This is a genomic window from Stenotrophomonas sp. YAU14A_MKIMI4_1 (genome assembly GCF_003086855.1).
Taxonomy (GTDB): Bacteria; Pseudomonadota; Gammaproteobacteria; order Xanthomonadales; family Xanthomonadaceae; genus Stenotrophomonas.
The window spans coordinates 2,980,397-2,993,908 of sequence record NZ_CP025998.1 but is presented as its reverse complement, the minus strand read 5'-3'; the positions used below and the strand labels follow the sequence as shown (position 1 = coordinate 2,993,908).

General features: G+C 66.8%; 12 protein-coding genes. 8 read left to right on the top strand and 4 right to left on the bottom strand.

Annotation, left to right across the window (positions count from 1 at the left end; genetic code table 11):
• Positions 1-142: 142 nt before the first annotated feature.
• Entirely contained in the window at positions 143-1,126 is a 984-nt protein-coding gene (locus C1931_RS13815; protein WP_108756773.1) for a hypothetical protein, read from the bottom strand.
• Positions 1,127-1,325: 199 nt separating this feature from the next.
• Here C1931_RS13815 and C1931_RS13810 point away from each other — a divergent pair, with 199 nt between their 5' ends.
• The gene (locus C1931_RS13810) at positions 1,326-2,516 is read left to right on the top strand and encodes a glycoside hydrolase family 18 protein (protein WP_108756772.1); all 1,191 of its coding nucleotides are present in this window, start codon (positions 1,326-1,328) and stop codon (positions 2,514-2,516) included.
• An 862-nt stretch (positions 2,517-3,378) separates the two neighbouring features.
• Positions 3,379-3,771 (top strand): VOC family protein, encoded by a 393-nt coding sequence (locus C1931_RS13795; RefSeq protein WP_108756770.1) that lies wholly within the window; start codon positions 3,379-3,381, stop codon positions 3,769-3,771.
• Between the two features lie 185 nt (positions 3,772-3,956).
• On the opposite strand, the gene C1931_RS13790 is transcribed toward C1931_RS13795, so the two are convergent.
• The 3 genes from C1931_RS13790 to C1931_RS13780 are packed head-to-tail and all read right to left on the bottom strand — an operon-like array spanning position 3,957 to position 6,089.
• Entirely contained in the window at positions 3,957-5,519 is a 1,563-nt protein-coding gene (locus C1931_RS13790; RefSeq protein WP_108756769.1) for a PepSY-associated TM helix domain-containing protein, read from the bottom strand.
• A gap of 10 nt (positions 5,520-5,529) precedes the next feature.
• Complete coding sequence (locus tag C1931_RS13785) at positions 5,530-5,793, bottom strand: hypothetical protein (RefSeq protein ID WP_108753679.1); 264 nt, start codon at positions 5,791-5,793, stop codon at positions 5,530-5,532.
• Positions 5,793-6,089, bottom strand: a complete 297-nt coding sequence (locus C1931_RS13780) for a hypothetical protein (protein ID WP_108750199.1) — start codon at positions 6,087-6,089, stop codon at positions 5,793-5,795. Before C1931_RS13780 ends, C1931_RS13785 begins: the two co-directional genes overlap by 1 nt.
• Positions 6,090-6,512: 423 nt before the next feature.
• On the opposite strand from C1931_RS13780, the gene thrS reads away from it, so the two are divergent.
• From thrS to pheT, 6 genes are all read left to right on the top strand, one after another.
• On the top strand, positions 6,513-8,414 hold the full coding sequence (gene thrS, locus C1931_RS13775; RefSeq protein WP_108750198.1) for a threonine--tRNA ligase: 1,902 nt from the start codon (positions 6,513-6,515) through the stop codon (positions 8,412-8,414).
• 48 nt (positions 8,415-8,462) lie between these two features.
• Positions 8,463-9,005: a translation initiation factor IF-3 gene (gene infC / locus C1931_RS13770; protein WP_108750197.1), complete on the top strand. Its 543-nt coding sequence runs from the start codon at positions 8,463-8,465 to the stop codon at positions 9,003-9,005.
• A gap of 254 nt (positions 9,006-9,259) precedes the next feature.
• A complete protein-coding gene (gene rpmI / locus C1931_RS13765; protein ID WP_002811096.1) occupies positions 9,260-9,457 on the top strand; it encodes a 50S ribosomal protein L35 in 198 nt (65 codons plus the stop codon).
• An 11-nt stretch (positions 9,458-9,468) separates the two neighbouring features.
• Positions 9,469-9,828 carry a 50S ribosomal protein L20 gene (gene rplT, locus C1931_RS13760; RefSeq protein WP_005410435.1) on the top strand — a complete coding sequence of 120 codons (360 nt, stop codon included), beginning with the start codon at positions 9,469-9,471 and terminating at the stop codon, positions 9,826-9,828.
• A gap of 196 nt (positions 9,829-10,024) precedes the next feature.
• On the top strand, positions 10,025-11,020 hold the full coding sequence (gene pheS, locus C1931_RS13755) for a phenylalanine--tRNA ligase subunit alpha (RefSeq protein WP_108756768.1): 996 nt from the start codon (positions 10,025-10,027) through the stop codon (positions 11,018-11,020).
• 100 nt (positions 11,021-11,120) lie between these two features.
• Entirely contained in the window at positions 11,121-13,502 is a 2,382-nt protein-coding gene (gene pheT / locus C1931_RS13750) for a phenylalanine--tRNA ligase subunit beta (RefSeq protein WP_108757770.1), read from the top strand.
• Positions 13,503-13,512 lie beyond the last annotated feature (10 nt).

Genomic DNA, 13,512 nt, shown 5'->3' with positions numbered 1-13,512 from the left:
GATTCGGCCAGCGTGCCGTCTGAAGTGCTGGAAATCCGGCTGAAGAATTCTGAAAGCCCGGTGTGGCGGGCCTCTGCAGGTAGCGTAGAGCTTGCTCGACTGCCCTTGAGATTGCGCCGACAGCAGTCGAGCAAGCTCGACGCTACGCGTCCTCCCCCAGCCACCAGACCTGGCCCGGCGCGGGATCACTCAGCGACTGCTCGCGCTGTTCGATGGCCTCCAGCACGCGCCCCGGCCCCGCCGCCGTCCACGTTGCTAGCAGCTTCTCCACCGCAGCCCGACCCTGCGCGGCGACGCCCAGATCGCGCTCGCGCTTCCAGGTGCCGTCATCAGCTGGCGTTGCCTCGCTGTCGTGCTGGTGCGGGGTGCCGTAACTGCAGCGGCGGCACAACCGACGGATGTTGGCAGTCCAGTCCTCGACCATGCCGATGCCAGGCAGCGTCATCGCCTCCAGGGCAGCGATGTCATCGGCTGAATCGCAGTGCACGAACACGGTGAAGGTCGCCATGTCCGACCGCTGCAGGCGCTGCATGGCGTTGAACACCGGCACGTCCTGTCCGCCGTAGGTGCGATGGCCGGTCGATGCGCCGTCATGCAGCACGATGTCGCCGAAGCGGAAGCCGCTTTCGGGCAGTGGAACGTTGTCGATGCGTGCCCGCACCGGATCGATGCGCGTCAGGTACACCACTTCGGCGTCCGACCAGGGCGCCAGGCGTACGCAGGCCACGCCGAAGTTGCCTTCGATCGGGCCTTCGCCTTCCGGCAGGGTGATGCCACAGCGGTTCCACTGCCGGCGTGCTTCAACCCAGTCGCCGGCGCCGGTCGCGGCAATAGCGGCATTCCACGCAGTGGCTTCGTCAAACGCATCGCGCCGTTGTTCCGACTGCAGGTTGTCGCGCAGCGACGCGTGCCAGTCACGCAGGTATTTGTGGGCCAATCCGCGCATGTAGTGCAGATGGGAAATCTCGGGCGTCTGTTCGACGAGTTCGCCGAACAGGCTGGCTGCATCGCGCAGGTCGCCGTCGTCGAACGCTGCATAGGCACGCGCTTCCAGTGCCTGCAGCTTCTCCAGGGTTTTGTCGTCCAGCAGTTCGCCGTCTGTGGGGTGGTCTGCGGTCATGTCCATGTGCCGTTGAAATTCCAGCGCCACCATAGCGCAGGCGGGTCGCATGCTGTCCTGCAGTGACCGGTTTTCTGCGCGGGCCGGCCCCGCCTCTGGCTGCTCGCGGCAACCCGCGCATGTTCAGCGGACGACATCACCGGACATCCGCGCTGCAGTGCCAAGCGTTTGCTAACGTGGCTGCGTCATTGATCCGGGAGATTCCATGTTCCGCCAGTCCGTCGCCGTCCTTGCCGTGCTGATTGCCGGCGCACTGCCCACGGTTGCACGGGCCGCACCGGCACAGCCGCCCATTCTCGGTGCGTATTACCCGGGAGGCTCGGCCGAGCGCTACCCGGTGTCGCGCATTCCGGCCGAGCGCCTGACCCACCTGTTCTACGCGTTCTCCACCATCGAGGACGGGCGCTGCACGGTCGGCGCGGAAGCGCCGCAGAACTTCGCCGCACTGGCCGAGCTGAAGAAAGCCCACCCGCACCTGCGCACGCTGATCTCGATCGGCGGCTGGGGCGCGGGCGGGTTCTCCGACGCGGCGCTGACCGCGGCCAGCCGCAAGCGCCTGGTCGATTCATGCATGGCGCTGTTCTTCGAACGCCATGCAGGCAGCTTCGATGGCGTGGACATCGACTGGGAATTCCCGGTCAGCGGTGGACCGAAGGAGCTGGCCCATCGCCCGCAGGATCGCGCCAATCTGACCCTGCTGGCGCAGGCCTTCCGCGTGGCGCTGGATGCGCGCGGCCGCAAGGCGGGGCAGCCGATGCTGCTGACCGCGGCGCTGGCCGCCGGTCGCCTGCAGACCGATGGGCCCTACGACCCGGCGGCGAGCTATGACCTGCCGGCGTTGGCCGCGGTGTTCGATTTCATCAACCTGATGAGCTATGACATGGGCACCGGCTTCTCGGCGGTGTCCACCTTCAATGCGCCGTTGCATGAAGTGCCGGCCGACCCGCTGGCACCGGAACTGCGGCGCTGGAACAACGTGGCCGGCGCGGTGCAGTACTACCGCGAACACGGCGTGCCGGCGCACAAGCTGGTGCTGGGCGTGCCGTTCTATGGTCGCGGCTTCAAGGTCACCGGCGATGCCGCCGACGGCCTGTACCAGACCTATAGCGCACCGGCCGATGCCGGCGACTGGCGGGTGATCAAGGCGCGTTATCTGGACCAGCCCGGGTGGGCGAAGCACTGGCAGCCGCAGGCACAGAGCCCCTGGTTGTACAACGCCGAACAGAAGGTGTTCATCAGCTACGAAGACCCGCGTTCGATCGGCCTGCGCGCGCAGTTCGCGCGTGCGCAGGGCCTGGCCGGCGTGTTCATGTGGGAGCTGACCGGCGACGACGAACAGGCCAGCCTGCTCAATGCCATGCTGGCGCCGTGGCAGAAGGCCCGCGTCGGCGATTGAGCCGCCCCGGCAGCGAATGGACCCGCCCTCGGACCCGGCGTGCCGTCTGATGCTTCTGGGCCACGAACGCGCCTTTGTAGAGTCGAGCTTGCTCGACTGCTCTTGGCGCGATGTGTATCGAATGCAACAGCAGTCGAGCAAGCTTGTATGTTCCCGCCGGCTCCTACGAGGTATGTAGGAGCCAGGGTGGAGGGACCGTCAAGCAAGCATCTGCGGAGTCGAGCCGACAGACGAGTCGAGCGATCGGCATCAGAAAGCTGGCCAGAATCGCGTGGGGCGTCTTCAAGAGCGGCCGGGATTTCGACCCGAGCATGCTGAAAGTGGGTGAAGCCTGCTTCCAGCAGACTTGACCACGAACATAGGATCTCGACTCTACCGGGGCATCGCCGTGGCAGAAGGCCCGCGTCGGCGATTGAGCCGGCGCTTGTGGTGATCGCGCTCTCGGACCCGGCGTGCCGTCTGATGCTTCTGGGCCACGAACGCGCCTTTGTAAAGTCGAGCTTGCTCGACTGCTCTTGGCGCGATGTGTATCGAATGCAACAGCAGTCGAGCAAGCTCGACTCTACCGGGGCATCGCCGTGGCAGAAGGCCCGCGTCGGCGATTGAGCCGCCCCGGCAGCGAATGGACGCGCCCTCAGACCCGGCGTGCCGTCTGATGCTTCTGGGCCACGAACGCGCCTTTGTAGAGTCGAGCTTGCTCGACTGCTCTTGGCGCGATGTGTATCGAATGCAACAGCAGTCGAGCAAGCTCGACTCTACCGGGGCGAGCCGTAGCGCGCCGGGCCATGCCCGGCAGAATGGCGCAAGGCCAGCGGCCCAACCGCGCACATCGGACCTGCGGCCGTCGCGCTAAGCTGCGGGCATGATCACCATCGACCGCCTCGACCATCTGGTCATTACCGTTGCCGATATCGAGCACAGCTGCGATTTCTACCAGCGCGTGCTGGGCATGGACGTCGTGCGCTTCGGTGCCGGTCGTACCGCGCTGCAGTTCGGCCAGCAGAAGATCAATCTCCACCCTGCCAGTGCGCCACTGCAGCCACACGCCGCACAACCCATGCCGGGCAGTGCCGACCTGTGCCTGGTCACGCGCGTGGCAACGGCCGATGTACTGGCCCACCTGCAGTCACAGGCCGTTGTCGTGGAGGAGGGGCCGGTTGCACGGACCGGCGCGCTGGGGCCGATCGAGTCGGTGTACTTCCGCGATCCGGACGGCAACCTGATCGAAGTCAGTCGTTATCCCGACGCCGGATGACCGGTAGCGCCGGGCCGCGCCCCGGACCCGATATGCCGTGTAATGCGTGTGGGCCACAAACCCGCCTTTGTAGAGTCGAGCTTGCTCGACTGCTCTTGGCGCGATGTGTATCGAATGCAACAGCAGTCGAGCAAGCTCGACGCTACCGGGGCGAGGCGTGGCGCGCCGGGCCATGCCCGACGGTTTCATCCATTCGCCCAGACGCTGTTGGGGTCGCCGCTGCGGGCGCGGCGTTGGCTGGCCACTGCCAGCCGCGCAAAGCCGGCGGCCATGGCCAGGGCCACCACGTCGATCCAGAACAGCGGCCAGTGACCGCGCCCGGCGGCCAGCCACAGCCAATCGCCGTTGAGCGCGCCATGGGCCACCGGCACCAGCGCCGTGCTGATCGCCGCGGCCCACAGCAGTTCACGCGCGGCCTGTGCCGGGCGACGCAGTGCCGCCCACAGTGCGCACGCCGCCCACGTGCCGAAGCAGGCCCAGCGGATACCGTGGTCCACGCTGGCCGGGGCCACCCGTTCCAGCACCAGCGCGGTGATGAAGGCGACCGAGATCGCCACGCACAGGCCGATGCACACGCCCACCGTCGCCCGCGCCATGTTCACCCCCGAACGCGGCTGCTCGACCTGGCGCCGCTTGCGCCGCGATTCGATCCACAGCAGGTTGCCCGAATAGAACAGGAACGCGCCGCCCAGCCCCAGCAGGAAGTACAGCCAGACCACCACGCCGTTGCCGAATTCGCCGAAGTGCAGGGCATAGGCCGCGCTCAGCGTGGCGTGGTTGGCATCGCGACGCCCCGGCAGCTGGGTGGCCAGGACCTCGCCGCTGGCCACGTCCAGCGCGACCGAACCCAGCGGGCCCAGGGTGCCGCTGGATTCGCCGGTGATCTCGATGGTGGCCCGGCTGTCGCCACCGTTGGCCAGCTTCAGGTACGCCGGTTCGAAATCGGTCACGCCCTGTGCGCGTGCCGCTTCCACGGCGCGCGCATGCAGCAGGCGCAGGCTGCCCGGCGCGGCCGGCACGCCGCTGGCCTCGCGCACCGGCGCCGTATCCATGGCCGCAGGCACCGCCTGCAGCGCCTTGCCGTCGTAGATCAGCGGATTGAGCAGCGCAATCTGGATGAACACCAGGCACAGCAGGGCGCCGGTCACCGCGAACATCAGATGGAAGGGCAGGCTGAGCACGCCGATCACGTTGTGCGCGTCCTGCCACATCTGCTTCAGGTTGCGGCCCGGCCGCAGCGCGAACAGATCGCCCAGCAGCTTGGGCAGGTGGATGACCAGGCCGCTGAGCAGGGCCATGCCGTACAGCAGGCTGACGATGCCCATCACGTACAGGCCGGCCACCGGCAGGCCCAGGCTGTAATGCAGCTCGTTCACCAGCTCGGCCAGGCCGGTCTGTGGCGGCGTGGCGCTGCCGCCGGTGTGGCCCGGCCAGGCATAGCGCCAGCTGCCATCGCCGGCCTGCCAATAGGCCAGCGGCCGCGGGTGGTCGTCACCGGGGAAGGTCATGCCGACATGGCGTCGGGCCTCGGCGTGCTGGGCCAGCACGTCATCGAGCAGGTACTGCGCATCGTCCAGCCCGGCCGGCAGGGCCGAGGCGGCGCCCGGTGTCTGCCACAGCGGCAGATCGTGGTGGAACAGGGTCAGCGCGCCAGCGTAGAAGGCCACGAACAGGCCGAAGCCGGCCACCAGGCCGACCCAGGTATGCAGCGTGGTGAAGGTGCGCAGGGTCTGCGAACTGAATTTCATGCGGGAAGTCTCACTGCACCGCGCCGGTCAGGCGCAGCAGCCACAGGGCAAGGAAGCCGGCGGCGGCGCACGCCGACAGGACCAGCCAGGCGCGGGTGGGCGAGCGGAAGCTGAAGGCCCACAACGCCGCCAGCATCCACAGGGGCACGAAGGCGATCAGGCCTGGAACCAGCGCACTGGTCCACGGCCCGGGCGGCAGCCAGGTCAACAGGCCGGTGGCCGCGGCGGCCAGCAGGAATCCGGCCAGCAGTCCAGCGAAGGCGCGCATCCACATCAGCGCGGCTCCACGCCGGGCCGGTGCCAGGCGGCCAGCGCCGGCAGCAGCAGGGCGGTCAGCATCCACGCGCACAGCATTACCACCAGTCCGGTGGCGAAGCCCAGTTCGGCCATCCACAGCCACAGCGCGGCAGCGGCCGCCACCAGGCCGATCTGCCGGCCCAGTCGCCCGGCGCGGCGCAGGCGCGGCCAGCGGCAGTGCGGCGAGGCGGCGTAGAAGGCCACGGCAGAGAACATCGACGCCAGCAGGCCCAGGCTGCAGAAGCCCAGGCTGGACAGAGCCACGGTGATCATCGGCGGCTCCCGTGCTGGCGCGGGACCGACAGCTGCGGGACACTGGCGGGGCCGGCGACGGCCGGTCGAGGCGGGTGGCGCATCACGGGGTCCTGGGCAAGCGGGGCGGGCGGGCATCGGCTGCGCCGACCGCACATGGTAATCATTGCTATTTCACCCCGCCAGCAGGTCCCATTCAGTCCAGCGCGCAGGCGCTTGGGCTTTGTCGTGCGCTGGTTTAAGATCAGTGCCTGACCCTCTGGAACAAGGTGGCCCGCGCCCATGCGCCGGCCGAGCGTGCGACATGAGCACTACCACCGCCCATCGCTGATCTGCCCCCGAAGGCCCTGTTCCAGGCGCCCTCGTGGCGCTTTTTTATTGCCCGGGCGTCCGCCCGGGACTGCATTCCAGCCCGCAGCGCGGGCCCCGCACGAAGCCCTATCGATGATCAACATCACCCTTCCCGACGGCAGCCGCCGCGAATTCGAAAACCCCGTCAGCGTCATGGACGTCGCCCAGTCGATTGGCGCCGGCCTGGCCAAGGCCACCATCGCCGGTTCGGTCGATGGCGTGCTGGTCGATGCCAGCGACGTGATCGCCAAGGACGCCAGCCTGCGCATCATCACCGCCAAGGACGAGGAGGGCGTGGAAATCATCCGCCACTCCTGCGCCCATCTGGTCGGCCACGCGGTCAAGCAGCTGTACCCGGACGTGAAGATGGTGATCGGCCCGGTCATTGCCGAAGGTTTCTACTACGACATCTATTCCGAGCGCCCGTTCACGCCGGAAGACATGGCCGCCATCGAAAAGCGCATGGGTGAGCTGATCGCCCAGGATTACGACGTCATCAAGAAGATGACCCCGCGCGCGGAAGTGATCGAGATCTTCAAGGCGCGTGGCGAGGACTACAAGCTGCGCCTGATCGAGGACATGTCCGACGACATCCAGGCCATGGGCATGTACTACCACCAGGAATACGTGGACATGTGCCGCGGCCCGCACGTGCCGAACACGCGCTTCCTGAAGGCCTTCAAGCTGACCCGCATTTCCGGCGCGTACTGGCGCGGCGATGCGCAGAACGAACAGCTGCAGCGCATCTACGGCACTGCCTGGGCCGACAAGAAGCAGCTCGAGGCCTACATCAAGCGCATCGAAGAAGCCGAAATGCGCGACCACCGCCGCATCGGCAAGCAGCAGGACCTGTTCCACCTGCAGGAAGAAGCGCCGGGCCTGGTGTTCTGGCACCCCAAGGGCTGGGCACTGTGGCAGGTGGTCGAGCAGTACATGCGCAAGGTCTACCGCAGCAGCGGCTACGGCGAAGTGCGCTGCCCGCAGATCCTGGACGTGAGCCTGTGGAAGAAGTCCGGCCACTGGGACAACTACCAGGACAACATGTTCTTCACCGAATCGGAGAAGCGCACCTACGCGGTCAAGCCGATGAACTGCCCGGGCCACGTGCAGGTGTTCAACCAGGGCCTGCACAGCTACCGCGACCTGCCGATCCGCTACGGTGAATTCGGTTCCTGCCACCGCAACGAGCCGTCCGGCGCGCTGCACGGCATCCTGCGCGTGCGTGGTTTCACCCAGGACGACGGCCACGTGTTCTGCACCGAAAGCCAGATCGAATCGGAAGTGACCGCGTTCCACCAGCAGGCGCTGGCGGTGTACCAGCACTTCGGCTTCGACGAGATCCAGATCAAGATCGCGCTGCGTCCGGAATCGCGCCTGGGCGACGACGCCACCTGGGACAAGGCCGAAGGCGCGCTGCGCTCGGCGCTGTCCAGCTGTGGCGTGGAATGGCAGGAGCTGCCGGGCGAGGGTGCCTTCTACGGCCCGAAGATCGAGTACCACCTGAAGGACGCCATCGGCCGCACCTGGCAGCTGGGCACCATGCAGGTCGATTTCATGATGCCCGGCCGCCTGGGTGCCGAGTACGTGGACGAGAACAGCCAGAAGAAGCACCCGGTCATGCTGCACCGGGCCATCGTCGGTTCGATGGAGCGCTTCCTGGGCATCCTGATCGAGCACCACGCCGGCCAGTTCCCGGCCTGGCTGGCGCCGACCCAGGTAGTGGTGGCCAATATCACCGATGCCCAAGCTGAATACGTCACGGGCGTGACCCAAACCCTTGCGGAGCAAGGCTTCCGCGTCAGCTCGGATTTGCGTAACGAGAAGATCGGCTATAAAATCCGCGAGCATACGTTGCAGCGCGTGCCTTACCTGCTGGTCATCGGTGACCGCGAGAAGGAAAATGGGGCTGTGGCGGTGCGTACGCGTTCTGGCGAAGACCTGGGCAGCATGAGTCTGCAGGCCTTCATCGAACGGCTGCAGGCCGAGGGCGCGTAAGCAAAGGTCCGGTCCGGGGGCATAGGCACCCGGGCCGGTTCGATACCCTTGGGAGAACGTAATATCAGCACCCCTGACAACAAACAGAACCGCAGGAATCAGGAAATCCGTGTGCCGCGCGTCCGCGTGATCGGCAGTGACGGAGAAATGATCGGCGTGTTGTCGCGCGACGAAGCGCTGTCCATGGCCGAAGATGAAGGCCTGGACCTGGTCGAAATCCAGCCGCAGGCCGATCCGCCGGTCTGCAAGATCATGGACTTCGGCAAGTTCAAGTTCGAAGCGCAGAAGAAGGCCAGCGAGGCCAAGAAGAAGACCAAGCAGGTCGAGATCAAGGAAGTGAAGTTCCGTCCGGTCACGGACGAGGGCGACTACCAGATCAAGCTGCGCAAGATGCGTGGTTTCCTTGAAGACGGTGACAAGATCAAGGTCAACATCCGTTTCCGTGGCCGTGAAATGAGCCACCAGGAACTGGGTCGTGAAATGGCCAACCGCATCGAGGCCGATCTGGGCGAGGACATCGTCATCGAAAGCCGTCCGCGTCTGGAAGGGCGCCAGATGGTGATGATGATCGCGCCGAAGAAGAAGACCTGAGGCCTGGCAGGCCGCCCTTCGGGGCGCCTGGCTGAACGGTTCAGGGTAAAGGGGCGCCGCGGGCGCCCCTTTGCTTTTGCGGCAAGGTACGGAAACGGTTGAAAGGGCTGGTGGCGGGGCGGATTTGCCTGTATCATGCCCGGCTCGACCCACCCAGGACGGGTCGTACGCCGATCATGGCAGGACGGAAAGAGTGGCAATGGCCACCGCCAGATCAGTCAGAAACCAGGGTCACCCCCATCAAGGACATTGCAATGCCCAAGATCAAGACCAACCGGGCAGCGGCCAAGCGTTTCCGCAAGACCGCCTCGGGCAAGTACAAGTGCGGCCACGCCAACCGTAGCCACATCCTCACGAAGAAAGCGACCAAGCGTAAGCGTAACCTGCGTCAGACGAACCACGTCCGTGCAGAAGACGCCGGCCGTCTGGATCGTATGCTCCCTTACCTCTGAGGAACTGAAAAATGGCACGAGTTAAGCGTGGCGTACAGGCGCGTCGCCGCCACAAGAAAATTCTGGATCTGGCCAAGGGCTATTACAACGCCCGTCGCAAGGTCTTCCGCGTTGCCAAGCAGGCCGTCATCAAGGCACAGCAGTACGCCTACATCGGCCGTAAGCAGAAGAAGCGCAACTTCCGTTCGCTGTGGATCACCCGTATCAATGCGGCTGCCCGCATCAACGGCCTGAGCTACAGCCGCTTCATGAACGGCCTGCTGAAGGCCGGCATCACCCTGGACCGCAAGGTCCTGGCTGATATCGCCGTGCACGACGCAGCCGGTTTTGCTGCGCTGGCCGAAAAGGCCAAGGGCGCACTGGCGGCATAAGTCCTTCCCGATGCCGTTTCCGTTCACGGTGAACGGTGTCAGGTAGAGGCAATGCATGGGGAAGGGCGCAAGTCCTTCCCCATTCTTTTTTGGGTTCCGGCAATGCCGCAGGCGCGCGTTGCGGGGACCGGCGGTGGCGACAGGGGTCGGCCCTTCGCGCATCGCGATGGCAGACCGACTGGAGTTCCGGCCCCCCATGAGCGACATCCAATCCCTCACCACCCAGGCGCTGGCCGACGTGGCCGCCGCACAGAGCCCCGACGTGCTGGAACAGCTGCGCGTGGCCCTGCTCGGCAAGAGTGGCAGCATCACTGCGCAGCTGAAGCAGCTGGGCACCCTGCCGGCCGAAGAGCGCAAGGCCGCCGGTGAAGCCATCAACCAGGCCCGTGACGCGCTGTCCAGCGCGCTGGGCGAGCGCAAGGCCGTGCTGGAGAACGCCGCACTGGATGCGCGCCTGGCCGCCGAAGCCATCGACATCACCCTGCCGGGCCGCAACGGCGACCGTGCCGGCCTGCACCCGATCACCCGCACCCTGGAGCGCATCACCGGCATTTTCGGCCGGCTGGGCTACGAGCTGTCCGAAGGGCCGGAAATCGAGGACGACTGGCACAACTTCGAAGCGCTGAACTTCCCGCCGCACCATCCGGCGCGCGCCATGCACGACACCTTCTACTTCGGTGACGGCCGCCTGCTGCGCACGCATACCTCCGGTGTGCAGGTGCGTTACATGGGCCAGCACCAGCCGCCGCTGCGCATGATCGCCGCCGGCAAGGTGTACCGCAGCGACAGCGACCAGACCCATTCGCCGATGTTCCACCAGGTGGAAGGCCTGCTGGTGGACGAGCATTCGAACTTCGCCGACCTGAAGGGCACGCTGGCCGAGTTCGTGCGCGCGTTCTTCGAGCGCGATTTCGAAATGCGTTTCCGCCCCAGCTACTTCCCGTTCGTGGAACCGGGCGCGGAAGTGGATATCGCCTGGCAGCAGCCCGACGGCAGCACCCGCTGGCTGGAAGTGCTGGGCTGCGGCATGGTGCACCCGAACGTGCTGCGCAACGTGGGCATCGATCCGGAACGCTACACCGGCTTCGCCTTCGGTCTGGGCGTGGAGCGCTTTGCGATGCTGCGCTATGGCGTGAACGATCTGCGCGCGTTCTTCGAAAACGACGTGCGGTTCCTGAAACAGTTCGCGTAAGCGCCGGCCCGTAGAGTCGAGCTTGCTCGACTGTTCCTGAATCGACTGCTCCTAAATTCGCAGGCCCAGGCGCATGCGCCGGGCCCAACAGGGTGACACCATGAAATTCTCCGAAAACTGGCTGCGCAGCCACGTCCCGACCTCCGCCTCGCGCGATGAACTGAGCGCGGTGCTGACCGCCATCGGTCTGGAAGTGGAAGAGGTGACCGCGCTCGGCAACGGTCTGCAGCACGTGGTCGTGGCACGCATCGTCGAGGCCGTGCGCCATCCCGAAGCCGATCGCCTGCAGGTGTGCAAGGTCGATGCGGGGCAGGGCGAGCTGCTGCAGATCGTCTGCGGTGCGCCCAACGCGCGCCCGGGCCTGGTTGCGCCGCTGGCGATGGTCGGCGCGCAGATCGGTGACCTGAAGATCAAGCCGGCCAAGCTGCGCGGCGTGGAATCCAACGGCATGCTGTGCTCGGCCAAGGAACTGGGCCTGGACAACGATGCCTCGGGCCTGCTGGAACTGCCCGATGACGCGCCGGTCGGCCAGACCCTGGTCGAGTACCTGGGCCTGCCGGACGCCAGCATCGAGATCAAGCTGACCCCCAACCGCGCCGACTGCTTCAGCGTGCGCGGCATCGCCTACGACGTGGCCGCCGCCACCCGCAGCGAAGTGCTGGCGTTCGCCGCCGAGGCGATTGCCCCGGTTGGCAGCCGCGAACTCGCCATCACCCTTGCTGCCGGCGCTGAAGCGCCGCGCTACCTGGGCCGCGTGATCGAAGGCGTGAATGCCGCCGCCAAGACCCCGCTGTGGATGGCCGAGCGCCTGCGCCGCAGTGGCGTGCGCCCGGTGTCGCTGCTGGTCGACATCACCCAGTACGTGATGCTGGAACTGGGCCAGCCGATGCATGCCTACGACCTGGGCACCCTGCAGGGCAGCATCGGCGTGCGCCGTTCGCGCGCCAATGAAACGATCAAGCTGCTCGATGGCCGCGATGCGGTGCTGGACGACAGCTTCCTGGTGGTGACCGATGCTGACCGCGCGGTCGGCCTGGCCGGCCTGATGGGCGGCTTCGACACCCGCGTGACCGACGACACCACCGCGGTGTTCCTGGAGGCCGCGCACTTCGCCCCGGCCGCCATCATGGGCCGCGGCCGCAAGCTGGGCCTGCACACCGATGCCGGTCACCGTTTCGAACGTGGCGTGGACCCGGCACTGCCGCGCACCGCCATCGAGTACGCCACCCGTCTGGTGCTGGATCTGGCCGGCGGTACCCCGGCACCGGTCACCGAGGCAGTCAACCAGGCGGACCTGCCGCAGGCGGCAACGATCACCCTGCGCCGCGCACGCATCACCCGCGTGCTGGGCATCACCATTGAAGACGCCGAAGTCGAGCGCATCCTGCGCGCGCTGGGCATGGGCGTGACCGCGGCCGGCGAAGGCTGGCAGGTGACCGCGCCGAGCCGCCGCTTCGACATCGCCATCGAAGAAGACCTGATCGAGGAACTGGCCCGTATCCACGGTTACGAGCAGATTCCGACCACCCTGCCGGGCGGTGCTGCACGCGTGGCCATGCCGACCGAGACCCAGCTGGACGTGCTGAGCGTGCGCCGCCAGCTGATCGCCCGCGACCTGCAGGAAACCCTGAATTTCGCCTTCGTCGACGATGCCCTGCTGACCCAGTGGCAGCTGCGCGAGAGCCTGGTGCCGCTGGCCAACCCGCTGTCGGCCGAGCTGGCGGTGATGCGCCCGGCGCTGCTGCCGGGCCTGGTCGCCACCCTGGGCCGCAATGCCGCCCGCCAGCTGGGTCGCGTCCGCCTGTTCGAAGTCGGCCGGGTGTTCGCCCAGCAGACCGGCGAAGGCCAGCCGGCCCCGCTGGAAACCCCGCGCGTGGCCGCCGCCGTGTGTGGCGATGCGCAGGCCGTGCAGTGGGGCCTGCCGACCCGCAAGGTCGACTTCCATGATCTGAAGGGCGACCTGGAATCGCTGGCGGCCGCCAGCGGCGCGGTGCTCGAATTCCGTCCGTCACAGCGCCCGTTCGGCCATCCGGCCCGTTCGGCCGAGATCCATCGCGACGGCGTGGCGATCGGCTGGATCGGCCAGATCCACCCGCGCCTGGCCAAGGCCATGGACATCGAAGTGGATGTCTATGCGTTCGAGCTGGACCTGGAGCCGCTCAGTGCCCGTGCACTGCCGCGGGCCGGCGAGCTGTCGCGGTTCCCGGCGGTGCGCCGCGACCTGGCGTTCCTGGTGCCTGAACAGGTGGCCTGGAGCGACCTGGCTGCCACCATCCGCCAGGCCGCCGGGCCGCTGCTGCGCGAGCTGAACCTGTTCGACCGTTACGTCGGGCAGGGGGTCGAGCCGGGGTTCAAGAGTCTCGCTATGGGCTTGATTTTGCAGGACAAGTCGCGCACTCTGACGGACCGCGACGTGGAAGCGGTGGTGGCCGAGGCGGTCACTGCCATCGAGCGTGAACATCACGCCCGGATCCGCGGCTGAGCGGGCAGCA